Here is a 23,158-nt window from a genome sequence, read left to right on the forward strand (position 1 = left end):
AAAACACTATGTCTCCAGACCCTCGCCTCCAAATACGGCCACACATTGAAAGCCTCCCCGCTGATCATCCAGCAGAAGCTTTCTTGCATCAGACTTTAAGACCTGTTTTAAAGCTTCAGAATGAGTTATTCCTGTCTATCACCAGTCATTTTTTCGTCAAGCGGAAGATTAGGTTTGCAACAATGGACAATGCTCAGCAAAAACAGCAGGTTCAACACAGCATTGGCAAAGATAATCGCTTGCGAGGGTTACTCTTTGGCATCATCGTAGGGCAATTCACGAAAGAAGAACTTGACTTTTATCTAAAGAACGAAGCCGAAATCAATCGGAGAATTACACAACTGTTGGTACAGCGGCTACATACGCAACTGGAGCAGTTATATCACAGTAAGTAACCCTATGCCATCTGTGTTTTATCCTACTCTACTTGACGGGCCACGGATTTCTTAAGGCGATCTGTATTCTATCCTACATTATGCTTAGCTTTGCGCTCTAATTCGAAAATTATGGCACGCCGCAAGAGATATCCTGAAGTATTGTACAACGTAACCTTCACAAGTATGGCCGATAAAGGTCGTTGTGTGGGCCGAGATCCGGAAGGCAAGGTCGTCTTTGCAGAAGGCGCTGCTCCAGGAGATATAGCCGATGTCCAGATTTTCAAAAAGCGCAAAGGCGTTCTTTGGGGTAGACCCAACCATTTCCACAAAAAGTCAGACGATCGTGTTGAGCCCTTCTGTGCTCATTTTGGCGTTTGTGGAGGCTGTAAGTGGCAGCACGTAGATTACGCTGCTCAATTACAACACAAAGAACAAGGTGTTTACGACACTATTCAACGGATCGGCAAAGTTGAAGTAGCAGAGAAGCAGCCTATTTTAGGCGGAGAAAAAACGACCTACTACCGAAACAAGCTCGAATTTGGCTGTGCAAACCGCCGTTGGTTGACGGAAGAAGAAGTCAAAGATGAAAGCATCTCCCAAATGTCGGAGGTTGTGGGCTTCCACCGCCCGGGAGCTTACGACAAGCTGATACAAATCGACCACTGCTATCTTCAGGGTGACCCCTCGAATGCTATCCGAAATGGCATTAGAGAGCTGGCTATAGAAATGGACTTCCCCTTTTTCGACATGCGGGAACGTACCGGCTCACTGCGCCAATTGATGATTCGTACCAGTAGCCTAGGCCAAACCATGGTTCTAGTCGCTTTCTACGTTGATGACAAAGATGCTATTCAATCTTTTCTAACTGCCGTACAAGCTAAACTTCCTGAAATCACCAGCCTTTTCTACTGCATCAACTCTAAAGTCAACGAATACTTGATGGACTTGGAGATGCAGCTCTTTCAGGGTACACCTTATATAGAGGAAGCCCTCGGCCATATTCGCTGCCGTATTGGTCCAAAGTCTTTTTTTCAGACCAATACAGGTCAGGCTACTCGACTTTTTGATATCGTCGCCGAATTTGCTGATCTTACCGGGGAAGAAAATGTTTATGACCTCTATACGGGCATCGGCAGTATAGGTCTTTACTTGGCTAAAAAATGCCGACAGATCGTAGGGATCGAAGAAATTGCCGCTGCTATTGATGATGCAAAAACTAACGCAGAACTCAACAACATTGAAAATGCTCGCTTTTATGCAGGTGATGTAAAAGATATCCTTACGGATGAATTTGCCGAAGAACACGGCACCCCTGATGTTTTGATCACCGACCCCCCCAGGGCAGGGATGCACCCTAAAGTAGTACAAATGCTGATTCAGCTTGCTGCTCCAAAATTGGTGTACGTGAGTTGCAATCCTGCTACCCAAGCCCGTGACTTGCAATTATTAGACGAGATTTATCGCATAGAGAAAATGCGGCCCGTAGATATGTTCCCACACACCTCTCACGTAGAGAATGTAGCCCTATTGGTAAAACGCTAGTAAGGGAAATAGTCTGTATCTTGCAGCCATTGGGAATCAAAACCCTAAAGACTGCTTATGTTGAGTGAGAAAGGTTTACACGGTTTAAAAAAGCAATTACACCCCTATTTATTACTCTTGGTAAAAACGGCTAATAGCATTAGAGATCAAGATATTTCTAATTATCCTGTTTTCGTTGTTTACCAGGAAGAAGAAGCCGCTGGGCTGGGTATACCTGTGGTAGCTGCCGAGGCACCAACAAAGGGCTGGTCTATTAATGCTTCTACCTTAGAAGAGCTTGCTGCAAAAAAAGTGGTCGCTATGGAGAACGTTGAGCGCTTTTCTTCCGTATACAAGACGAATGAAGGTGCTATTTGCTGTCTGGTTTGGCACGAAGGCAACGCCCAATTCGTTTTTATACCCGCGACCGACGCTGGCCCTGCCGAGGTTGTAGCAGACTAGAAACCATGAACAATAAGCTTACACAACGTTCTTTACGGCAACCTTTGCTTGATAAACGAGCGATGGTGCAAGTATTATTGATCGAAGACGAAGCTAGTTATGCAGGTCTGGTCAGCGTATTGCTTTCTGCTAACCCTGAACAGGATTGTGAAACTACCATTGCCGCCACTCTTGCCCAAGGCCTAGAGCAATTAAATGGAGAGAAGGATTTTGATGCCGTTTTATTGGACCTCAGTCTTCCCGACAGCAAAGGCATTGACACCCTCTTACGGCTAATTGATGCTTTTCCGAACACCAACGTTATTGTCCTTACAGGAACAAGTGACCGCGATCAGGGCGTACGAGCAGTGGGGGCTGGCGCTCAGGACTACCTGGTAAAAGGCGAATTCGAACCTCCTCAGCTATATCGCGTACTCCGGTTCTCGATCGAACGAAAGCAAATTTTAATGCGCCTGGAAGAGGCTCAGCAAATCGCCCGCATTGGCAACTGGGAATTTCGACCTTCTGACAATTTCTTCTTCGCCAGCAAAGAAGTTTATCGAATACTGGGAATGAACTATGGTGAATGCACTTACACCTACAATGATATACAGTCACCTGATTGCCCCTTTTATTTATTGCGAGCACAAGAAGACCATGAGACTGCTCAACTAGCTTTCCAACAGGACAGCCCTTTTCAGCAAAAAAATGGAAGTATCGTCCATGTGCTTTTAAATAGTCGACGAGTAAAACGGAATGAACAAGAAAGCTATTATGTAGGCACCCTTCAAGATATTACCTTACAAAAAAGAACAGAGGAATTACAACTGGCCCAGCAATTATCCGAAGAAACAGCCAGAGTACGGGAACAAGTTATCGCCACCGTCAGTCACGAGCTGCGTACTCCGATGAATGCCATCGTAGGGATGAGCAACTTATTGGTAAAAACCCCTTTAAACAGAGAGCAAGAAGAGTATGTATACTCCGTACAAGAAGCCTCTCATCTTTTACTGGGGATAATAAATGACATTCTACTCACCTCTAGTTTACAGAACGATGCGCTAAGCATGGAGGGAGACACTTTTGACCTACCACTAACTATTCGTAGAATCGTTGATGTACTCAAGCCCAAAGCACTTGCCAAAGGCTTAGTACTCCGTTATGATCTCTCTCCTCTATTAGTCCATCGCGTAAAAGGAGACAAGCAGCGGATCAGCCAAGTCTTGTATAATATCCTCGGGAATGCAGTCAAATTCACAGAGCAAGGCCAGGTCGACCTACAAATCAACTGGAAAGAGGCGCCTTCAGGAGGAATTAATGTGCAATTTATCATTCAGGATACGGGCCCCGGCATTAAAGAAGACCAACAAGCCGCCATTTTCCAGCCTTTTCACCGTATCTATACTACAGGAAAGCGGCAAGAGGGAACAGGACTAGGGTTAAGTATTGCCAAGCAACTCATAGAGCGCATGGGGGGGCAAATTAGCGTAAGCGCTAAACTAGGAGAAGGATCAAAATTCACGATTAATTTGCCATTACAACTCGAAACAAAACCTCCTAGCCCCGGCGTTTCAGCTTCGACAAGGCAAGCCCCTGCACAGACAGGCAAAGCCCCCAAGAGAATACTTATTGTTGAAGACCACCCTATGAATCAAATTGTCTTGCAAAAAACACTGGAGCAAGAGTGGTCTGATTTAGAAATAACCATTGCTCCAAATGGTGCCCAAGCTCGACAAGCACTTGAAAACAACTCCTTTGATTTGATTTTGATGGATATTCAACTGCCCGACGAAGACGGATTCAGTATTACGCGTTACCTTAGAACTGCGTTGAATGACAAGCACGCCACAACTCCAGTATTGGCGATGACAGCCCAAACCCAAATCGCCGAAGATGAGCGGTATCTTGAAGCAGGTATGAATGACTACGTTTTAAAACCTTTTAACCCAGAGGAGCTTTTTGAGAAGATAGCACAATACGTTAAATAAAAGCACAAAGAAAAATATGCCCATTAAGAGTAAGCTAGACCTTTCCTATCTTGAGACTATGTCAGGGGGAGACCCCAGAATCATGAAAACACTTCTGGAAACCTTGCTTAAAGATCTCAAAAACAATTACCAGGCTCCCCGAAAACTCTATGAACAAAAAGACTGGATCAATCTCGATAGATTTTGTCATCACTACAAATCGACCCTTAGTTTTTCTGGTGACCAGGTTCTGATCAATGCCAATCTAAAACTATGGGATTTTGTAAAAAACCATTTAAAGAACAAGGAGGTTAACCCCAAAGACGTTCAACAACAGCTTACCATCCTGGAACGCAATGGCCAAAAGGTAGCCACAGAAGTAAGCCGCATTTTGAAAAACATATAAATACCATCAAATGAAAGGAATCATTCTCGCCGGCGGTTTAGGTACTCGCCTATATCCTTTGACCCTTGCCGTAAGCAAACAACTCATGCCTGTTTACGATAAGCCCATGATTTATTATCCCCTTTCCACCCTCATGTCGGCAGGGATAAGAGACATTTTAATCATCTCTACCCCCGAAGATTTACCCAATTTCGAAAAATTACTGGGAGATGGATCAGCTATCGGTTGTAACTTTAGCTACGTAGCACAACACGAGCCCAATGGACTTGCCCAAGCCTTTGTCCTTGGTGAAGACTTCATCGATGGCGATGCAGCAGCCTTGGTATTAGGTGATAATATTTTCTACGGTGTTGGCCTTGACGAGCAGCTAAAGAATTGTTCTCAGCCTGATGGCGGCATTGTGTTCGCTTACTGGGTAGCAGACCCCGAACGCTATGGTGTCGTTTCTTTTGATGACGCCTTTAAAGCCATTTCGATTGAAGAAAAACCCACTAAGCCCAAAAGCAACTATGCCGTACCCGGCTTGTATTTCTATGATAATCAGGTGGTGGATATTGCTAAAAACCTAAAACCCAGCCCTCGGGGAGAATACGAAATTACCGACATCAATAAATATTACCTCGAAAGAGGAGACCTCCAGGTAAATGTTCTCGGTCGAGGAGTAGCTTGGTTGGATACCGGCACTCACAAATCACTAATTCAGGCAGGACAATTTATTGAGGTTATAGAAGACCGCCAGGGATTAAAAATTGGATGTATAGAAGAGGTTGCTTATCGCCAGGGCTTTATTGGACAAGAACAGCTTGAGCGATTGGGGCAGAAGTACCTTAAGAGTGGTTACGGAGAATACCTGTTACAGTTGCTCCACCGAGACCAATAAAGAAAATCAAAACATGAAGAAGAGGGTTTTACGCACATTGACCAATAGTGACAAAAATCATCTTCTTCTACTGACGAACCCAGCCTCAGCGGGTGTTGTTTCAGGCTTAATTTGTCTCTAGTAAAGATCAATTAAGTTCCAAAGCAATGACTGCCATCAAAAAAATAATCTGTTCCCTCGATTTTTCTCCCGCAGCTGAGAATGCATTGTCTTATGCATTCCGTTTAGCTGACGTATACCAAGCCGAGGTAAAACTACTCCATGTATTAGAACCTGTTTCTGATGCAATGCTGGAGATTCCCCAAACGGTGCCTACGATCAATAGAAAGCTATTGGACGACGCGCGTATCAACCTCCAAAAACTGGCAGAGGATACCCTCACCAAGATGGGCGATCAGTTGAAAAATGAGATCACCCTCACCACAGAAGTGGAAATAGGCCCTGTGGGAATTACTATTAATGAACTGGCTGAAGAAGAGGCTGATTTAATCGTTGTTGGTACCCGAGGCGCAGCAGGAAAGCCTTGGTGGATGAGTAGTGTATCAAAAGATATTATCGATCATCCTACAGTGCCTGTACTAATAGTACCCGCTGCTGCTAGTTACCAACCTCTGGATCGTATTAGTTTTGCAACTGACCTGCACCGGGCCGATGTAGTGCACCTTCTTAAATTAGTAGACTTCCTTAAGCCTCAGCAACCTGAATTACGCTGTCTGCACATTGTCACAAATGACGACGAACGTACAGAAATGGATTTAGATGAACTAATGGACGTATTTAAGAATCAGCTTCAGGGTGTAAATATTACCTTTCATCAATCAGAAGAAGAAGATACTACTGAAGCGCTGGAGGCCTTTAACTTAATGTACCATATCGACTTACAAGTACTGGTACGCCCCCGCCGTAATTTCTTCCAGGAGCTCTTCCACCGTAGCCAAAGTAAGCGAACGGCAGAATATACCCACGTTCCGCTGTTGATATGGCCGGGATAGGAGAGGTTTCGCTGCGCTCATATCGGTGCTCACGTTGTTCGCGGTGTTGTTCTCCCGACTAAAAGTCGGGGTCACGGTGGTGCTCGTTTCACTCGCGGTAGTGTTCGCTGCGCTCACATTTGTACTCGCTTTGCGAGTGGGAGTGCTCTCCTTAAAACTTGGGGCACTCGTTATTAGGGGCCAAAAATCACGAGCGCAGCGAGTGCCCCCCGTGAAACCGATTCATGGGTTGAACACTCCCTTGAACCGCCGTAGGCGGAGAGCCCCACGCGAATGCCATGAATACCCCCTACTCAACAAAACGGGGATTTTTCTTATACTGAGCAGCTCTTTCCTTGGTATACCCAAAAACAGTATTAGGTAAAGCCCTACTCAATACTTTGCTAATCAGCTTCATCTTGCCTGCTGGCAAATAAACGGATTGTTCGTCACCATCTGAAAATTTAAAGTACATAATGCCTCTTTCCTTGATCTGCAAACCAAAAGGGTGATGCTGATGAACAACACTGTATACCCACACCACCGAGCCGGGCTCATCATAAAGCCGATATTGAAGTCGTTCCAGTGCCGAAGGTTGATAAAAATGACGCCAGCACAGATACCCACCCATAGCTACAACCATCACCCCCAGAAAGAATACCAGCAGATGAGGCTGCATACCCCACAAGACTAGCAAGAAACCAAAGATCAACAGCAACAGAATCGCACAAAGCTGTAAAAACCAATCACGATCCACGCTCTTCCAAAGTGGAAGCAGCGCCGGATGATTCAATTGATTCTTGTATCGCATACCGCAAAAAATTAGAACAACAGACAATTGTTAACAAATTGTTTGTAAAAATAACCTCAATTTTGTTAATTTTGTAGTTTCCGCAAATTGGTTTCTATACCAAAACACGGGCACTTAATAGTTTAATACGTTACGCCTTCTTTTGTTTTCTTTATGGGCATAATTCCCCAACAAGCTCTTACTTTTTATTTTTACAGACTCAAAAAGCTGCTGACAATTCGCTATGGCACAAGAAGTATCCTACACCGAAGATAATATTCGTTCGTTAGACTGGAAAGAACACATTCGCCTTCGCCCCGGTATGTATATCGGTAAACTTGGTGATGGCTCTTCGGCAGATGATGGTATTTATATTTTAGTCAAAGAAGTCATTGATAACTCCATCGACGAATACGTGATGGGGCATGGAAAAGTAATCGAAGTAAAAATTGAAGAAGGTCAGGTAAGTATTCGAGATTTTGGGCGTGGCATTCCACTGGGTAAGGTTATCGATTGTGTATCGAAAATCAATACGGGTGGTAAATACGACTCAAAAGCTTTCAAAAAATCGGTAGGACTAAACGGGGTTGGTACTAAAGCTGTCAATGCACTTTCCAGTCATTTCTTGGTACAAGCAGTACGTGAAGGCAAGGCAAAAATTGCCGAATTTGACCAAGGCGTCCTCACCAAGGACCATAAAATCAGCAAAACCAAAGATGAAAACGGCACCCTTATTATCTTTCGCCCTGATGAGGAAATTTTCAAAAAGTACAAATTCCGCCCTGATTATGTAGAAAACCAGCTATGGAATTATGCCTACCTCAATGCTGGCCTAAAGATTCTTTTCAACGGTAAGACCCTCGTTAGTAAAAACGGCCTACTAGACCTGCTCGAACGCAAGACCAACGTCGACAATTTGCGCTATCCCATTATTCACCTCAAAGGAGAAGATGTAGAAGTAGCACTCAGCCATAGTGGCCAATACGGTGAAGTCTACTATTCTTTTGTAAATGGGCAACACACTACCCAAGGCGGTACTCACTTGAATGCTTTCAAAGAAGCTGTAGTAGATACCATCCAGAAGCATTTTAGCAAAAGCTATGACCGGCGTGATATTTTGGGCTCCATCACAGCAGCAGTAAGTGTAAAGGTAGAAGATCCTATTTTTGAATCGCAAACCAAAACCAAGCTGGGCTCTACCGACATGGGCCCCGATAGCCCCACTGTGCGTACCTTCCTGAAGAATTTCCTCAACGAGAAGTTAGATAACTTTCTCCACAGGAATACCGAAACAGCGAAAGCACTGGAAAAGCGTATTCTCCAATCTAAAAGAGAACGGGAAGAAATTGCAGGTATCAAGAAACTGGCCAACTCGCGAGCTAAAAAAGCCAATCTTCACAATAAAAAACTACGCGACTGCAGGATTCACTTTAGTGATGGCACCCGCAAAACCAGCGAAGAACTACGTTTAGCTAGCACCATCTTCCTCACAGAGGGAGATTCGGCTAGTGGCTCCATCACCAAGGCCAGAGACGTACAATCCCAGGCGGTATTCAGTTTGAGGGGCAAGCCTCTGAACACCTTCAACCTGACCAAAAAAGTCGTTTACGAAAACGAGGAATTCAACCTTCTCCAGCACGCGCTCAATATCGAGGACGGCATGGACGATCTGCGCTACAACCGGGTGGTCATCGCTACAGATGCCGACGTCGATGGCATGCACATTCGCTTGCTCCTACTTACTTTTTTCCTCCAGTTTTTCCCTGACCTCGTTTACCAAGGCCATTTATACATTCTGGACACGCCCCTCTTCCGGGTGCGCGATAAGCAAAAGACCTTCTACTGCTATAGCGAAAAGGAGAAGCAAGATGCCATTAATGAACTTCGTGGCAAACCCGAAGTCACCCGATTTAAAGGACTAGGAGAGATATCCCCTGGAGAATTCAAGGATTTTATCAACGAAAATATCCGGCTAGACCCTGTCGTCATCGACCAAAACACCGATCTAGAGCAAGTTCTATCTTACTACATGGGCAAGAACACGCCTCAGCGTCAGGAATTTATCATTGACAACCTACGCGTAGAGAAAGATGACATCGAGGACGGAGAGAAAGTAGAAGAGGTAGAAGAGGTCGCGTAAAACAAAAAATGGGTACGGAAAACCAATTCCGTACCCAAAGCAGGTAATAACTACTTTTATTTTAGGGGGAAATCTTTCTAACGCATACGGAAGTTAGAAGAACCTAATAAGCCGATGTCGGTATAAATACTAACACGGTAGTATCCTTCGTCAAGCTTATCTTCCAAGTTGTGGGTAAACTCAATGCGCTGGCTGGCGCCGATGTTTTCTTCCCGAGCCTCTACTGCCTGAATATCCTGTGGCTTATTGTTGAGGCTAACCGTCGTAGAAATATAATCTGTACGTGGGATTGGCGTACCTTTTTCGTCTGTGATTACCAAGTAGATTGGACGAACGCCCTGGAATTCTGCTGGTACATTAGCAACGTCAAAGCTCACAGCAATCTGGCGTGCGCGGCCAGACTTAGAGGTTGGGTTGCCGTTTTTGACCTGTGGGGTAATCTGAAAAGCGGTAGCCTTAAAGTTTTCGTAAGTCAGTTTCTTGATCTCTCCTTCCATAGAAGTCGCCATGGTCGTCAACTCATCATTTTGCTGACGTGAAGAAGCCAAGTCTGTTTCCAGGATGCCCATTTGCTGCTTCAGATTAGCATTCTCGCTTTCTAAAGCTGTGATTGATCCCTGCAAGTCGCCACGTGCAGCGGTCAATTGCTCAATCTGAGCACGCAGTTCATTGATTTCAGCAGCAGCATTACGCTTGGCGCGGCTCAAAGCCGACTGAGCACTAGACAGCTCATCACGAGTGCCTGCCAACTGGCCATTTAATTCTACATTTTCCGAAGCCAGGAGGTCATACTCTCCAGCTAAGCTATCTACCTCACGAGCGAGGTTGTCACGCAAGGAAGTCATAGCATCCAGTGCTTCGTTTACTTCTGTGTTGTCAGCCTGAAGTTCTTTGGCATCAGAATTTTTACCAAAACCCCAGATAAGGGAGCCGAGTAGGGCCAAGGCCAGAATCACGACTACCGCGGTTAATACTTTTTTTGAATCCATAATAGTGTTAAGCAGTTTGAAGATGGAAAATTATTCTCGTAAAAATAATTAAATCCAATCGTTGCTTTGCTTTTGTCGTCACAAAGCATTTAAAATGATGATGATGTTCTCGCACCCAAAACGTTAACATTTTAACAGAATTGTGTGCAAATGAAGAAATTTTATCATTTTAGAGGGGTTAAGCCACTTAAGTATTACGCAAAAAACGCCGCACTCTTGTTTAAGAACCAACTTCACCCCATTACCATCTTTAGCTGCTTTGTCTTAGCAATAAGCTTCTTTAGCTTAAGCATTGCCGGGCAGATTATGATTGACGATGTCTATCGTTATGACTATTCTTTAGAGGAAACCGTTTTTTCTTTCCGTAACTGGTCCTGGGAAGACTTTTTGGGATTTTGTATTTTCTTGTCCATTGGTGGTTTTCTAATGACCGCTGCTCTCGGGTTAATGTTCCATAAGCGCTGGGCACGTTATCTCATGCAATTTGGTTTTATTATCGCAGGTGTATCTTGGTTGATTGTCCTTTCTTCTAATACTTTCCGGTTTAGTAATGCTCCTATTATTTTCACCGGAATTACAGCTGCCGTACTTGGCTTGGTTGTCGGCGCATTACTGTTTCTCAACAATACACAGTGGGTATTACCTTATTTTCATAACTACCCACAGGAAGAAACCGGATATGCTGTCCTAGATCAGGAGTTCATCTCCCCTAAAGATCAACACAATGCTTAAACATCGTATTCCTGCGCAAGTCATTGCGGCCGTCTTTTGTTTCTGTATTGCAGGGATCTTCCTTGGTGTAACTGCTCAAATATTAAAACAACCAAGCTACGGTGATTCGTTTGATTACAGTCACAGCACCGAAGACCTCCTGATGATTGCTGCTTTTAGCTTGATTTCAATTACTTCTATCGTCTGCGGAGTAGGTTTTCTAAACAAAAGGCGCTGGGCTCCTATACTGATGACCGTTCTGCTTATTCTCGGTTTGGCATTCCTTATTGTTAGTGCATTGGCCATGCTTGATAGTTTCCTGAATGACCCGGCAGATGGAATGATCTTCTTTTTTGCGGCTATTGGCTTTCCTCTCGTTGCACTCTTGTTTTTCAGCAGTGTGGATATTTTTCCCTGGTTAGCCAAAGAAGAAAAGGAAATACATCAAGATATTATTGATCATTTTTGAGGTCAGCTTTTCAAAGGCGTTTATTCTTATTCATTTGGGGCCATGCCATAGTGGCGTTGCTGCACAAACACCTCTATGGCATGGCCTCAAAATAACCTGGAGACAAAAAAATATCCCGAACAACACTAAGGTATTCGGGATATTTTAGAGCAGCGTAAGCAGAAGGTCATTAGTCAATAATCTTCACCTCTAGCATTTTGTCACCACCACGGATATCATCAATCACATCCAGCCCCTCGAATACTCGACCAAAACAGGTGTGGTTGCGATCAAGGTGTGCTGTATTATCGCGACTGTGACATACAAAAAACTGTGAGCCGCCGGTATTACGACCAGCGTGTGCCATAGAGAGGACACCACGGTCGTGAAACTGATTATCACCATCTAGTTCACAATCGATCTTGTAGCCTGGACCACCAGAGCCACGCCCATCGGGGCAACCTCCCTGAATCACAAAATTGGGGATTACACGGTGGAACGTTAGGCCATTGTAAAAGCCTTCTCTGGCCAACTTCACAAAGTTTGCTACCGTATTTGGAGCATCCTTTTCGTAAAACTCTACCTTCATCAGGCCTTTTTCCGTATGAATTTCAGCAGTCATATTCGACAATTATTATATTCTGTAGTAAACAAAGGCATTCTACGAGAATTATTTCAGGCGAAAGCCATCCAGTAGAACACCTTTTAATATTTTCGAGCGCAAAGATACGCGCTCTAAAATTAATTACTTGTCTGCTAGCTCCTTCAATTTATCTTCCAGATCATACTCATCACCGGCAGAGTAGCCAGAGTGACTGTAGAGGATGTTTCCCTCACTGTCTACTACATAAGTCTGAGGAATCGCTTGAAAACCCAATTGGTTTTTCAATACGTTATTGGCATCAGAATACACATTATACTCCCAACCTTTGGTGCTCAATATACCCGGCACTTTACTCAACTGGCGCTGAGTATCGATGGTAATAGCTACCAACTGAACACCCAAGTCGTCCTGCCAATCAGGATACAACTCAGCAATAGCATCTAGTTCTGCCTGACATGGCTTACACCAAGTAGCCCAAAAGCTAATAACCGTAAGGTCTTTTTCTTTGATAATGTCCGCCAAATCAACGGTTTCCCCTTGAAGGGTCTTAATGTTAGCAGAAGCAATTTTTTGCTGTCCGAAAAGGAGGTTGGTGCAACCAAAAGCTAAAACCAACGTAAGGAAGGTCAATAAACGCATCGGTGGTATTTTTTTGTTGTTGGATGAAAGACTAACTTGAAGAAAATTTTGGCTAGCCGGATTCTAGTCCGCATTATTGCCTGAAATTTATTATTTCGACGCAAAGATAGCCGATTTGTAACACCAAAGCTCCATCATTAAGTGCTATTAAAGCGTATTTTAGCTGACTTTAAGTCTACTTTAACAGAAAGCAACAAAACGAAACCACCGCTAAACATGAAATGCTACGCCTACATTATCGTTATCTTGGGAAGTCTTTGGATTTCTTCCACCCTTTCGGCACAAGAACAGGGCGGCCGATTATCTGGCAGCTTGGAAACCAATGCCAATTTCTTTGTTCGCGACTCACTTATTGGAGCAGCAAATACCCCCCAATATGATCGCCAGTTATTTGGTAGTGAAGGTTGGTTGAATCTCAATTACAGCAATTGGGGTTTTGATATTGGCCTGCGTTATGATTTCTTCAACAACTCGAACCTGCTCAATCCTACGGGCTCTTATACCGACCAAGGTATTGGAATGTGGTACGTTCGGAAACGCATCAAGAAGCTTGGCTTTGAAGCCGGTTACATTTATGACCAAATAGGTAGTGGTATTATTTTCCGCTCTTTTGAGCAGCGCCCACTACTAATTGACAACGCACTATTGGGTTTAAAGGTAGATTATCAACTTTCCGACAACTGGAATATTAAAGGGTTTACCGGGCGTCAAAAGCAGCAATTTGACACCTATAGCTCTGTCATTCGTGGCCTAAATATTGAAGGATATGTCCAAGGAGACTCCCTTGGTACTTGGTCACTGGCTCCCGGTTTCGGGGTAGTGGCTCGTGCATTGGATGATGCCAGTATGAACAGCTTGGTAGCGACACTCAATACCTACCCTACAGAGGATTTGTTTATCCCCAACTACAACTCCTACGCTTTCTCTCTCTACAATACACTCTCAGCAGGTATTTTCTCGTGGTACATAGAGGGCGCCTATAAGACAGAAGACGCCATGAACGATCCTTTCGGACAAATTCAGCGCGGAGACAACATCACCATCGGCGACAAATTCATCAGCGAAGCAGGTACTGTACTTTACAGCAGCTTAAGTATTGCGCCTCCGAAATGGGGCATTACCCTAGAAGCTAAACGCACCGAAAACTTTAGCTTCCGTACACGGCCACAATCTCAGCTCAATCGAGGACTCATCAACTTCTTGCCGCCGATGGCACGCATCAACACCTATCGCCTGACGGCACGCTACAATGCGGCCACCCAGGATTTGGCAGAACTGGCTTACCAAGTAGATGTTAGCTATGCCCCCAACCGCAAGGTGAGCTTCAATGCCAATTACTCTCACATTGACGACCTGGATGGTGTAAAACTCTATCGCGAAGTTTTCACAGAAGTACAATACAAGCACAAGAGGTTATGGAAACTCAACAGTGGGGTGCAACTCCAAAATTACAACCAGGAACGCTACGAGTTTAAACCCCAAGCTCCGATTGTAGAAACGGTCATTCCTTATTTTGACTTCCTCTATAAGCTTGATCGCAACCATAATTTCCGCGTGGAAGCACAGTACATGTTCACTGGTGATGATGAAAAAGCCGGTGCCAAACAGGATTACGGCGATTGGGTGTTCGGCCTCGTTGAGGTATCACTAGGACGCAACTGGACACTGACGGCCTCTGATATGTTCAACATTGATCCGGGCAAAAATTCACCGGTCGACGATAGTGGTAAGAAGCAGTCATTGCACTACCCTCGTTTCGATGTTTATTACACTACTGGCCCAACTCGCCTGGCACTCAGTTACGTCAAGCAGGTAGAAGGAGTGGTTTGTACAGGGGGTATTTGCCGACTAGAGCCCGCTTTTAGCGGAGTAAAGTTTTCTGCTAATACCAGTTTCTAGTGTTAAGTTGTCTAAAAAATGATTCGATAAAATTTCAAATAAAATCAGCAATCATGCTTAAGAAATATCTTTCCTTTACCGTTTTAGCACTGTTTATTCTACTCAGTTTCTCTTGTGACGAAGTGGCTCCAGTCCTTAACCCTGGCGGTGGTGGGCCGATTGATGATGTCCCCGTTGAAGATCAGATGCGACAGGTATTGATCGAAGAATTTACGGGTGTACGCTGTGTTAATTGCCCTGCCGGTAGTGAAGCCATTGAGGTTTTACTCAATAGCTATGGCCAGCAATTGGTAGCGGTTTCTATCCACGCCGGATTTTTTGCACAACCCTATCCAGAGAGCGATTCTGAACTGGAAAGTCCTATTAGTAGCTCGCTGCTATCGCTACTCGAAGAACCACTGGGCTATCCAACGGCGGTCATAAATCGGAAACACTTCAGTGCCGAAGAAGGTCGCCAGATTCCGCAATCTACCTGGCCAGGCTACATCGCTCAGGAACTAGCAGGTGACCCGGAAGTGAAAATCGATATTATCCCTACCTATAATGACGTTACTCGTGAATTAGCAGTTGACGTGGATTTGTACGTAGAAGAAACTGTTACAGCGGAAGATATTCGCCTCACACTTTTCATCACAGAGAGCAATATTGAAGATCCTCAGCTTACCCCAGCAGGTGTTGACACTTTCTATATTCACAAGCACACCTTACGGGATGCCATCACTGCTTTTGATGGCAATACGCTTAGTGAAGCCTTCACTGCTGGTTCGGTGGTTAGTCGTAGTTATACGAGTACTTTGCCATCGCTGTGGAATGCTAACGAGTGCCATATCGTGGCGTTTGTCCACCAAGGAGGTACTACTTTAGACGTTATTCAGGCACATCAGGTGGATGTGGTAGAGTAATCATTTCATCCTCGCTGAACCCCAATAAAAAAGCAGGCACTTTGTAAAGGTGCCTGCTTTTTTATTGCTCGTGACAATGACAAAAGGTCTACTCAATCACTACCAACTGGCTAAACGCCTGCTCTCCAGCACGTAGTTGTACCAAATAACTGCCCGCTGCTAAAGCACCAAGGTCTAACTGGCGCTGCCCTGGCCCAGTAGCACTATCCCACTGACTTTGCTGTACTACACGCCCGGCTAAGTCAATAATTTGCAGCTGCAAACGGGCTGCTGACGTCAACTCCCAAGCGAGGGTAATCTGGCCTTTGCTTACCGTAGGAAAAGCCTGTGCCCAAGCATCTGGCGAAACAGGATCAAGGGTTTGTACCAGCTGCCGTTGCCCATTAGCAAACCATGTCCCCCAACGAGCACCAGCAAAACCGTTGTTAATAAAGATGAAGCCGCCACTAGCAGGCGTTATCTTATCGCTATTAAGGTCAGCAATAGCAACTACCGCATCACCAAAAGTATCTTCTTCCGCATCAAAGATGATCTGATTATCTTGATTGCTATAGTTAGGATAATTCAGGCGACCGTTTTCAAAAATGGTACCTACATCTCCTGTCTCAATATTTGCAGCAGAAAGAAAATAGCTATTTGCATCGTAGTCAATAAAATCAAGTGCAATAATATAAGGCGAATTTTTGGCGAACGTAGGGTTGCCTACACTCGTGTTTTCCGGCAAGGAACTAAAGAGCTTGCTAATAAAACCATCGCCAAAGTTGTCTGCATTACGGTTCCAGGCACGTAGAAAACCAATATCCCAGTAGTCGATAGACGTGCCACTTTGGCTAGGAATGATATTGTAGGCATCATACATTACATACTCTCCGGAGTGGTCCCACTCCAGTACATCAGCGTATTGCACATCGCCTGTGGCTACGCCCTCAGCAGTGGTAGGATTGTAAAGGAAGAATTCTTGTGAGGGGGCTCCACTAGCAGTTAGGTCAAAAATTAATAGCCGATTATCGTTGTCATCTGTTATCGCTGCCAGACGGTTTCCATCGCGGGAGATGGCAACATTACGCCAAATAGGGCTACTACCTAATACAAAAGTCTGAACCATATTTGTTTGCCAATCAATGGTTATTGCCTGAATGGTCTTGTCTTGTGCAACAAAAACGATCACACTACCATCGTCTGTAATCGTCGGTTTACTAAAAGGGTCCAGGTTTGACAAAGGGTCGGAAATGGAAACACCTGCTGGTGTCTGTATATAGAGGTTGTTGTTGTTCCCTTCTGTATACAAAATGTATTCATTGCCAGGGTTTACAGCCAAGTCCGACTGTGTATTGGTAGGCGTTCCACCAGTGCCGCCACTGCCTATGCCTACCGTATTGAAAGCATTGATGGCGGCATTTGCTTCGGTGCTCCCATAAATGTCTTGTGCCGCCTGTACTACTGATGCCCGCAAGTCTAGAAACTGAGAAGAGCGAGTGAGATACATCGTCAAAGCACGGTAATATATTTGTTCGGCTTTGCTGCGGCCAATGTCACTGGCCAGTAGGAAGAAGGCACGATTTGGAATCCCGCTATTGATATGTACACCGCCATTGTCTTGGCTACCCGTGTATTGTTGATTAGTATGCGCTGGCTGCCAGCCTGGATCACTGAGGCTATTACCACCGTTGTTAGGGTTAGACAAATCCCGGAGGGCCCCTGTAGGGTAAATACTTGGATTAACGACCTCCTCTCCCATTTGCCAATCGTCTCTGTCGATCATTGCACCAAAAATATCTGCAAAAGACTCATTGAGGGCACCTGATTCTCCCTCGTATTCGAGATTGGCGGTGTTTTGTACGACGCCGTGCGAGATTTCATGCCCGGCAACATCCAATGCTTTGGCCAGTGGAGAGGTAAAAGCCGTGTTTCCATTACCGTAAAACATGGCTTGCCCATTCCAGAAGGCATTGTCCATATCAGAACCGTCATCCTCTGCAATGTTGATCAGGGAAACAATATTACCGCCCTGTCCATTGATGGAATTGCGGTTGAAGGTCTCTTCAAAATACCGATAAGCCTCACCAGCATTGTAGTGGGCAGATACTGCTAATGGGTCATTCCAAAAGTTACCTGTCGATACATTGTGGGTAGTACTAAAGTTATCATTTGCAGGAGAAGTATTATTGCCGTTGATCGTCCAGATTACACCATCAGGTGTATTTGGCATATCAGACGCTGCTGCGGAAAACATTGATCGTGAAGCATCAATCAGGTAGTTATTATTATTGAATTCGTAAGAATGTATTGTTCTATTGATGCCTTGCAAATCGGTAGCCGTTGTTACTTCGGGTCCATTTGGTGGTAAGAAGTGACATACATGGTTGTGTTCATTTAGCAATTCGCCGGTATGAGCGTCGATCATAAGCTGCCAACGATCTGCCAAGTGAGGAACAATGATCACAGACCATACCAAATGAGGGTCTTGCCATTGGTTGTCGGGGTAGTAAACCACTAATTCCTGGGTAACTGCATCGCCACCTAATAAGACTTGCTCTTGAGCGCTTAAGTCCTTGATTCGGGTATGTTGCTTTACAGCCGTGCGTGCCTGTTCTAAGGCAGCAGCAGCCGTCAGCGTAGGCTCCATGTTTAGCACAGGAGTAGGCAGTACCCGACCATGTAGCAAGACCAACCGACCATCTGTAAAATGTGCTCTCAATTCGTTGCCGTAAATAGGAACACCAGTCGTCGATTGCTGGTAAACCAAGTGTAATTTACCGTCTTCCTCCATTATTGTATTTTGTAATACAAAAGCTTCATCTGGCTTTTCCAGCTTCCAACTGGGGGCCAATGCAGTTAACCAAGCTTGTAGTTGAACTTCTGGGGTGCCAGTATGCAACTCAGCTCCCCATAATTGAATCCAATCAGGTAAGCCTGTTTGTGCATTGGGTTGTGCTTGCCAACGTTCAATAAGAGGACTGGGCGCAAGCATACTCATCCCTGAAAGCGGTAAAGAAAAGGCAGCACTCACCACTCTCTGGGAACGATCTCCGCTAGTAATGGCCTCAAAATTAAACCCGGCCCGAATGTCTTCCATGCTGTGACGTTCACTAGCCGGGCGTGGGCTAAGGACAGGCTTTTGGGCCAACAACACTGTCGCCGACAGCAACAGCAAAAAGGAAAAAATCGAGGCGTATAACTTAGACATATTCAATTCTTTTAAGGTGATTGCTAGGGTATCAAAATCACGTAGCGCTTATTACGACACCCATCTTTTGACTTACTCTTGTGGTAAGAGTAACTGTAAATCCTGGAAAAACATCAACATCTTTTCGGGAACTTCTATTCCGGCACGCCCCCACTGCTGTTCGTAAGTAGTATCGGCAGCAACGTATTCTAAAAAAGAATAACGATTTCCCGGTTCTTGAAAATCATAAGGCTGGATTTCTTCCTGGTAACGTTGCAACATTTTTTTCGCCTTCCCCTTGCCTATTCCTCCATCTGAAACTTTAGCTCCTTCAATACCTTCGCTAATAAATAGCTGGCCATTTGGCAACAGATAATGAGTAGTAAGGCTGCCTGCAAAGCCGCCGCCTTCTCCAAAAGCCAGGTAGTTTTCCCCAGGGAAGGTCTCTGCGGTGTAAGTAACGCGATTGCATTGCCAGCATAAACAGGCCAACGCTAAAAGAAAAGTGCAGTTTAGGATAGTTTTCATACCATAATGGTTGGTAAAAGAATATACCCGCAAAATACGTCTTTTGCCTTCGACCAAAAGGAATTGAGGAATAGATTTTCACCATTGCCTTCCTGCCTATAACTACCGGTCCCCCCAAGCCATTAGCCTTAAGGAAAGGCGGCCGTTCACATCTGCCGGAACAAAGGCTATTTCTAAAAAGGTAGGTGCTTGCCACTTTGCAGAGGGGTTATTAGAGAAAGCGTAAGGTTCTTTGGGAATCCCTAGCGTATTGCGGTCGAGTTTGCCATTATTATTGACATCATGATACAAGGCAATTCCATAAGATGCTCGTCCACTCAATGGAAGTTGACGATAAATCGGAGCTGTTGACGTAAGTGAAATCACCTCATCATAGACTGCGTTTTTTTCCTCCTCAAAATCGGCTGCATCTTTAAAAACGGCTATCCGAACACAGCCTTTAACCTCACTAATATTGGTAATACTCACCTCTAACGGATCGGTCGCCAATAGGAGGCTGGCTAAGAAAAAGTAACTCTGCAGCAGTGAAACCATAAATATCATTTTCGCACAAAACGCAAGATCAGGCTCTTTTGTTGCAAACGCCACATTTAAGGCGGTAGCATAAAGTGCATTACCAAGAACAAAAAACACACTAAACGATGTGACCAAACCAAGCATAACCCTTTTTCAACAAACAGCTGAAGAGAAGAGGCGCATTCAATATTTGAAAAAAACTTCCTGAAAAAAGTCACGAAACGCCTTTTTCAATCTTATACAAGTAAGAGCAAGTTTGGGACTTGTTCCTACTGCGAATCAAGACTTCACGAACCTGACTTCGCTGCAAAATACTCACTTAGCCCGCTAAACTCGAATTTCGCAGCTTCGCCAGAACCATAAAGCCTTGATTCTCGTGACGAAACCGGCCCAAACCAGCTCTAAGAAAAGATATAAGAATTAATAATTAGAAAATTTAGTAGACAATGCGAACTCTCAAAATTTATTTAACCAGTACGCTTTTTTTAATAGGCTTAATGATCACTTTTCTTTCTTGTGAAAAAGATCCCTTCCTCGATGAAGAAGTTAAAAAACCAGACTACATCTTCTCTGAACCTATAGTCTTTAATGTTGACGACTTAGCAAGGAGTAGTTTTGTCGAACAAACTATCCTCGGAGAAGTACGACAAAATCCCTACACTGTAGAAAATCTGGCTGCTGCCATGAACGAAGTTTACGGCACCAGTATAGAAAAAGTGCCCACCACCCACCATTACCTGAAATTTGAACCCCAAAATGAAACAGAACTCGTCGCACTTGAGGAAACAGAACTCATCTTTTTTGACTTCCCGCTGGAACAAAAAGTCGAACGCATAGGTGATTATTACTTTGAACCCGGCAGCAAAGGCGACTACCCTACTTTATGGACAGTGGTAAGCCCCGAGGATGAGCTCCCTGCTGTGAATTATGAATTAATCGCAGAACTTAACTTGATTGAAGCAGATCCTTTTTTAATGCGTCGGGCGTTTACCCGTACCGGGAATACAGAAGAAGTGGAAGAACGTTACCCACTACCCCTGGGTCTGACTATCGAAGATTTGCAGGCTGCTGCCTTTGGTAACGGAGGCACCACCGAGAATTCAGACGATTGCCACCCCGGTTGCGCGAGTTGGCCCTGTTGCATATCTGATCAACTAAACTGTGGCGACGACTTCATCCCGGAATGGTGCCGTAACTTTGAACCAGAGTGCTATCCTGGCCACCCTGATTACCCCAATTGTGCCGAAGACGATGGTGGTAACGGATCAACTCTACTAACCAACGATTGCGGTTGCTTACTATCTTCTAATCGCCGCTATCCTGGAGGATGTGTGCGAGTAGAGGATACACAATTGGGTTATGAAGGGGTCAGAAATGTGCAAGTCATTGGCTGGAATGGCTGGTTTACCATCGACAACACTTATACGGATGACAATGGCTGCTGGCGCATAAACAGAGCCTATAAAGGGAATGCCTACTTCATGATCAAATTTAAAAATGGACGAGGTACCCGTATCCGTGGCCCACGTGCTGGTGCTCGCCTTTGGGAGCACTTGACAACCGTCACGGACAACCTCGGCCAAGTAGCAGGCCCTAACTTTCACAATATGACCGTCAACTATAACATGTGGAACAATCAAAACTCTCAGGCCCACCGCTACTGGGGAGCCGCCTCTATCAACAACCTATTCCACGCTTATAATGATTACGCGGATGAGAATGGCATCTCTCGCTTACCCGATCTTGACATCTATGTTGCTCCCCAACGAAGAGGTGGCTTCGCCTTGATGACCTCCTATCTGGGAGCTGCTGGCTTAGCCAATGTCGTCACTGATGGCCTCTACCAATCCGACCACTTTGGCAACTGGGAACTACTAGATATGCTCTACGCCACAGCTGGGGGCATCACCGCCGCTTCTGTTGCCAACTTTGTACCAGATGTGATGATTGGGACCAATCATTCCTTTTCAGATCGCTTGGCAGACATTGGATTTCACGAACTGGGCCACGCGGGCATCTACCATAATGTGGGCAGCGCATACTGGCAAGACCTGGCCACAGCTGAAATCGTTGCTGACAACGAAACTGGTCATCCGTGGGGCAATGCCAGCGTCATGGGGGCAGGGCACATTTCCATCATGGAATCCTGGGCAGAGCATGTTTCTCATCACTTCACGCACGCCCAATACGGCAGCAATACTTCCGACTTTGACGTCACCTATATTCGGCGACTGGAACAAACCAGGAATTTTACAGATGGGCACATACCCATCGGCATCTATCAGGATTTATACGATGGTGGCGAAGAACTCGTTTCCCAGGATCGAATAGGCCCTTGGGTAGGTACCGTTAACGATCAGGTAAGAGATATCAGCATTCAGCAAATATTCAACCTAATCACCTCTCAGGTAACCAACCCTGACGAATTGAGGATTCGGATTAACTCGGACATCGTTCCTGGCACCAACAATACAACAACAGACATTAACCGACTATTTAATAGTTACGAATAAAAGAAACGTTAAATCAGGCTTGCAGCGGGAATAAACTCTTGCTGCAAGCTTTTTCTCATTGATTCATCAATTAAACTATTCAACATGAAAGCCAATTTTCTATTTTTCCTCGGCATATCCTGGATTTTTATCGCTGCTACTTGCGACGAAGGCTGTGAAGACAACCCTTCCGGTGTTTACGAATTTGTGATTGCGGCTACTGTAAGTCCAAACACCCCTACCATCAGCGTGGGAGATACGCTGACGATCACTTCCCGCCTAAGCCAGGATCTTTATGATCGCATTACGGAAAACACCTACTTTTTTGAGACATTCCCCCATTCAGCCTCGACCCAACTCGCCAAGGTGGACGAAAACCCTGCAAATCAGGATGTCCTCGACAATTTTGAGTTCATTGTTGATCCGGCCTACGATTATGACCTAAAAACAGGGGTAGAAGGCAATACCATACTGGATGGCCGATACTTGACTGTAGGAGATAATTACGAAATAACGTTCCAGCTCGTGGCACAAACGCCAGGGCTTTACGTCTTGAATCAGGGCGTAAACCTCGAAGTACCCGCCGCCACGTTTCCTGGTTGGTGCCCAAAGGCTACTTCCTACGCGGTTATGGACATCAACGGAGATTCGGACAATAACATTGAGTTACTGATGGATAGCCCTGATCCTGTTTTCAACGAACGCGTCTTTGCACGGCCTGATCAACAGTTTCACGACCAAGGGGGCTTTGCTTTTAAGGTTGAATAAAGC

Annotated in this window: 21 protein-coding genes; 14 read left to right on the forward strand and 7 right to left on the reverse strand. The window is 45.0% G+C overall.

The genetic code is table 11. The features are described from left to right. Nucleotides 1–8 precede the first annotated feature (8 nt). The 7 genes from ACRBG0_RS05700 (at nucleotide 9) to ACRBG0_RS05730 (ending at nucleotide 6,584) form a co-directional block, all read left to right on the forward strand. Complete coding sequence (locus ACRBG0_RS05700) at nucleotides 9–395, forward strand: hypothetical protein (RefSeq protein WP_431485938.1); 387 nt, start codon at nucleotides 9–11, stop codon at nucleotides 393–395. A 111-nt stretch (nucleotides 396–506) separates the two neighbouring features. After that, a complete protein-coding gene (gene rlmD / locus ACRBG0_RS05705) occupies nucleotides 507–1,919 on the forward strand; it encodes a 23S rRNA (uracil(1939)-C(5))-methyltransferase RlmD (RefSeq protein ID WP_431485939.1) in 1,413 nt (470 codons plus the stop codon). 57 nt (nucleotides 1,920–1,976) lie between these two features. Then, nucleotides 1,977–2,360 (forward strand): hypothetical protein, encoded by a 384-nt coding sequence (locus tag ACRBG0_RS05710; RefSeq protein ID WP_431485940.1) that lies wholly within the window; start codon nucleotides 1,977–1,979, stop codon nucleotides 2,358–2,360. A 5-nt stretch (nucleotides 2,361–2,365) separates the two neighbouring features. After that, complete coding sequence (locus tag ACRBG0_RS05715; RefSeq protein ID WP_431485941.1) at nucleotides 2,366–4,327, forward strand: response regulator; 1,962 nt, start codon at nucleotides 2,366–2,368, stop codon at nucleotides 4,325–4,327. A gap of 16 nt (nucleotides 4,328–4,343) precedes the next feature. Beyond that, nucleotides 4,344–4,712: a hypothetical protein gene (locus tag ACRBG0_RS05720; protein ID WP_431485942.1), complete on the forward strand. Its 369-nt coding sequence runs from the start codon at nucleotides 4,344–4,346 to the stop codon at nucleotides 4,710–4,712. A 10-nt stretch (nucleotides 4,713–4,722) separates the two neighbouring features. Beyond that, entirely contained in the window at nucleotides 4,723–5,592 is an 870-nt protein-coding gene (gene rfbA / locus ACRBG0_RS05725; protein WP_431485943.1) for a glucose-1-phosphate thymidylyltransferase RfbA, read from the forward strand. 146 nt (nucleotides 5,593–5,738) lie between these two features. Next, nucleotides 5,739–6,584 (forward strand): universal stress protein, encoded by an 846-nt coding sequence (locus ACRBG0_RS05730; protein WP_431485944.1) that lies wholly within the window; start codon nucleotides 5,739–5,741, stop codon nucleotides 6,582–6,584. Nucleotides 6,585–6,873: 289 nt separating this feature from the next. Here the strand turns inward: ACRBG0_RS05730 and ACRBG0_RS05735 are convergent, their stop codons facing one another. Further along, nucleotides 6,874–7,374, reverse strand: coding sequence for a hypothetical protein (locus ACRBG0_RS05735; RefSeq protein WP_431485945.1), 501 nt, complete (start codon nucleotides 7,372–7,374; stop codon nucleotides 6,874–6,876). A 223-nt stretch (nucleotides 7,375–7,597) separates the two neighbouring features. Between ACRBG0_RS05735 and ACRBG0_RS05740 the strand changes: the two genes are divergently transcribed. Then, the gene (locus tag ACRBG0_RS05740; protein ID WP_431485946.1) at nucleotides 7,598–9,493 is read left to right on the forward strand and encodes a DNA topoisomerase IV subunit B; all 1,896 of its coding nucleotides are present in this window, start codon (nucleotides 7,598–7,600) and stop codon (nucleotides 9,491–9,493) included. A gap of 77 nt (nucleotides 9,494–9,570) precedes the next feature. Here ACRBG0_RS05740 and ACRBG0_RS05745 read toward each other — a convergent pair whose 3' ends face one another. Next, the gene (locus tag ACRBG0_RS05745; protein ID WP_431485947.1) at nucleotides 9,571–10,482 is read right to left on the reverse strand and encodes a hypothetical protein; all 912 of its coding nucleotides are present in this window, start codon (nucleotides 10,480–10,482) and stop codon (nucleotides 9,571–9,573) included. A 150-nt stretch (nucleotides 10,483–10,632) separates the two neighbouring features. Between ACRBG0_RS05745 and ACRBG0_RS05750 the strand changes: the two genes are divergently transcribed. After that, nucleotides 10,633–11,214 carry a hypothetical protein gene (locus ACRBG0_RS05750; protein ID WP_431485948.1) on the forward strand — a complete coding sequence of 194 codons (582 nt, stop codon included), beginning with the start codon at nucleotides 10,633–10,635 and terminating at the stop codon, nucleotides 11,212–11,214. Next, complete coding sequence (locus tag ACRBG0_RS05755) at nucleotides 11,207–11,662, forward strand: hypothetical protein (RefSeq protein ID WP_431485949.1); 456 nt, start codon at nucleotides 11,207–11,209, stop codon at nucleotides 11,660–11,662. The genes ACRBG0_RS05750 and ACRBG0_RS05755 overlap by 8 nt, the downstream gene beginning before the upstream one ends. 169 nt (nucleotides 11,663–11,831) lie before the next feature. On the opposite strand, the gene ACRBG0_RS05760 is transcribed toward ACRBG0_RS05755, so the two are convergent. Both ACRBG0_RS05760 and ACRBG0_RS05765 read right to left on the reverse strand, forming a co-directional pair. Then, complete coding sequence (locus tag ACRBG0_RS05760; RefSeq protein WP_431485950.1) at nucleotides 11,832–12,263, reverse strand: peptidylprolyl isomerase; 432 nt, start codon at nucleotides 12,261–12,263, stop codon at nucleotides 11,832–11,834. Between the two features lie 123 nt (nucleotides 12,264–12,386). Continuing rightward, a complete protein-coding gene (locus ACRBG0_RS05765) occupies nucleotides 12,387–12,884 on the reverse strand; it encodes a TlpA family protein disulfide reductase (protein ID WP_431485951.1) in 498 nt (165 codons plus the stop codon). Nucleotides 12,885–13,100: 216 nt separating this feature from the next. Here ACRBG0_RS05765 and ACRBG0_RS05770 point away from each other — a divergent pair, with 216 nt between their 5' ends. Continuing rightward, nucleotides 13,101–14,783 (forward strand): DUF6029 family protein, encoded by a 1,683-nt coding sequence (locus tag ACRBG0_RS05770; protein ID WP_431485952.1) that lies wholly within the window; start codon nucleotides 13,101–13,103, stop codon nucleotides 14,781–14,783. A 53-nt stretch (nucleotides 14,784–14,836) separates the two neighbouring features. Then, a complete protein-coding gene (locus ACRBG0_RS05775) occupies nucleotides 14,837–15,685 on the forward strand; it encodes an Omp28 family outer membrane lipoprotein (RefSeq protein ID WP_431485953.1) in 849 nt (282 codons plus the stop codon). An 88-nt stretch (nucleotides 15,686–15,773) separates the two neighbouring features. On the opposite strand, the gene ACRBG0_RS05780 is transcribed toward ACRBG0_RS05775, so the two are convergent. The 3 genes from ACRBG0_RS05780 to ACRBG0_RS05790 all read right to left on the reverse strand — a co-directional run bounded on the left by ACRBG0_RS05780 (nucleotide 15,774) and on the right by ACRBG0_RS05790 (nucleotide 19,913). Continuing rightward, complete coding sequence (locus ACRBG0_RS05780) at nucleotides 15,774–18,872, reverse strand: M4 family metallopeptidase (RefSeq protein ID WP_431485954.1); 3,099 nt, start codon at nucleotides 18,870–18,872, stop codon at nucleotides 15,774–15,776. A gap of 72 nt (nucleotides 18,873–18,944) precedes the next feature. After that, a complete protein-coding gene (locus tag ACRBG0_RS05785) occupies nucleotides 18,945–19,379 on the reverse strand; it encodes a hypothetical protein (RefSeq protein WP_431485955.1) in 435 nt (144 codons plus the stop codon). Nucleotides 19,380–19,481: 102 nt separating this feature from the next. Next, a complete protein-coding gene (locus ACRBG0_RS05790) occupies nucleotides 19,482–19,913 on the reverse strand; it encodes a DUF2141 domain-containing protein (RefSeq protein WP_431485956.1) in 432 nt (143 codons plus the stop codon). 428 nt (nucleotides 19,914–20,341) lie between these two features. Between ACRBG0_RS05790 and ACRBG0_RS05795 the strand changes: the two genes are divergently transcribed. Both ACRBG0_RS05795 and ACRBG0_RS05800 read left to right on the forward strand, forming a co-directional pair. Further along, a complete protein-coding gene (locus ACRBG0_RS05795) occupies nucleotides 20,342–22,408 on the forward strand; it encodes a hypothetical protein (RefSeq protein WP_431485957.1) in 2,067 nt (688 codons plus the stop codon). Nucleotides 22,409–22,492: 84 nt separating this feature from the next. Next, nucleotides 22,493–23,155 (forward strand): hypothetical protein, encoded by a 663-nt coding sequence (locus ACRBG0_RS05800; protein WP_431485958.1) that lies wholly within the window; start codon nucleotides 22,493–22,495, stop codon nucleotides 23,153–23,155. Nucleotides 23,156–23,158: the final 3 nt, after the last annotated feature.

Source organism: Lewinella sp., from assembly GCF_050633125.1.
Taxonomy (GTDB): Bacteria; Bacteroidota; Bacteroidia; order Chitinophagales; family Saprospiraceae; genus Lewinella.

What these genes read in the sequence shown, in the direction of transcription:
- ACRBG0_RS05700 (WP_431485938.1), top strand. Translation starts at nt 9, where the DNA reads ATGTCTCCAGACCCTCGCCTCCAAATACGGCCACACATTGAAAGCCTC.
- rlmD (WP_431485939.1), top strand. Translation starts at nt 507, where the DNA reads ATGGCACGCCGCAAGAGATATCCTGAAGTATTGTACAACGTAACCTTC.
- ACRBG0_RS05710 (WP_431485940.1), top strand. Translation starts at nt 1,977, where the DNA reads ATGTTGAGTGAGAAAGGTTTACACGGTTTAAAAAAGCAATTACACCCC.
- ACRBG0_RS05715 (WP_431485941.1), top strand. Translation starts at nt 2,366, where the DNA reads ATGAACAATAAGCTTACACAACGTTCTTTACGGCAACCTTTGCTTGAT.
- ACRBG0_RS05720 (WP_431485942.1), top strand. Translation starts at nt 4,344, where the DNA reads ATGCCCATTAAGAGTAAGCTAGACCTTTCCTATCTTGAGACTATGTCA.
- rfbA (WP_431485943.1), top strand. Translation starts at nt 4,723, where the DNA reads ATGAAAGGAATCATTCTCGCCGGCGGTTTAGGTACTCGCCTATATCCT.
- ACRBG0_RS05730 (WP_431485944.1), top strand. Translation starts at nt 5,739, where the DNA reads ATGACTGCCATCAAAAAAATAATCTGTTCCCTCGATTTTTCTCCCGCA.
- ACRBG0_RS05735 (WP_431485945.1), bottom strand. Translation starts at nt 7,374, where the DNA reads ATGCGATACAAGAATCAATTGAATCATCCGGCGCTGCTTCCACTTTGG.
- ACRBG0_RS05740 (WP_431485946.1), top strand. Translation starts at nt 7,598, where the DNA reads ATGGCACAAGAAGTATCCTACACCGAAGATAATATTCGTTCGTTAGAC.
- ACRBG0_RS05745 (WP_431485947.1), bottom strand. Translation starts at nt 10,482, where the DNA reads ATGGATTCAAAAAAAGTATTAACCGCGGTAGTCGTGATTCTGGCCTTG.
- ACRBG0_RS05750 (WP_431485948.1), top strand. Translation starts at nt 10,633, where the DNA reads ATGAAGAAATTTTATCATTTTAGAGGGGTTAAGCCACTTAAGTATTAC.
- ACRBG0_RS05755 (WP_431485949.1), top strand. Translation starts at nt 11,207, where the DNA reads ATGCTTAAACATCGTATTCCTGCGCAAGTCATTGCGGCCGTCTTTTGT.
- ACRBG0_RS05760 (WP_431485950.1), bottom strand. Translation starts at nt 12,263, where the DNA reads ATGACTGCTGAAATTCATACGGAAAAAGGCCTGATGAAGGTAGAGTTT.
- ACRBG0_RS05765 (WP_431485951.1), bottom strand. Translation starts at nt 12,884, where the DNA reads ATGCGTTTATTGACCTTCCTTACGTTGGTTTTAGCTTTTGGTTGCACC.
- ACRBG0_RS05770 (WP_431485952.1), top strand. Translation starts at nt 13,101, where the DNA reads ATGAAATGCTACGCCTACATTATCGTTATCTTGGGAAGTCTTTGGATT.
- ACRBG0_RS05775 (WP_431485953.1), top strand. Translation starts at nt 14,837, where the DNA reads ATGCTTAAGAAATATCTTTCCTTTACCGTTTTAGCACTGTTTATTCTA.
- ACRBG0_RS05780 (WP_431485954.1), bottom strand. Translation starts at nt 18,872, where the DNA reads ATGTCTAAGTTATACGCCTCGATTTTTTCCTTTTTGCTGTTGCTGTCG.
- ACRBG0_RS05785 (WP_431485955.1), bottom strand. Translation starts at nt 19,379, where the DNA reads ATGAAAACTATCCTAAACTGCACTTTTCTTTTAGCGTTGGCCTGTTTA.
- ACRBG0_RS05790 (WP_431485956.1), bottom strand. Translation starts at nt 19,913, where the DNA reads ATGGTTTCACTGCTGCAGAGTTACTTTTTCTTAGCCAGCCTCCTATTG.
- ACRBG0_RS05795 (WP_431485957.1), top strand. Translation starts at nt 20,342, where the DNA reads ATGCGAACTCTCAAAATTTATTTAACCAGTACGCTTTTTTTAATAGGC.
- ACRBG0_RS05800 (WP_431485958.1), top strand. Translation starts at nt 22,493, where the DNA reads ATGAAAGCCAATTTTCTATTTTTCCTCGGCATATCCTGGATTTTTATC.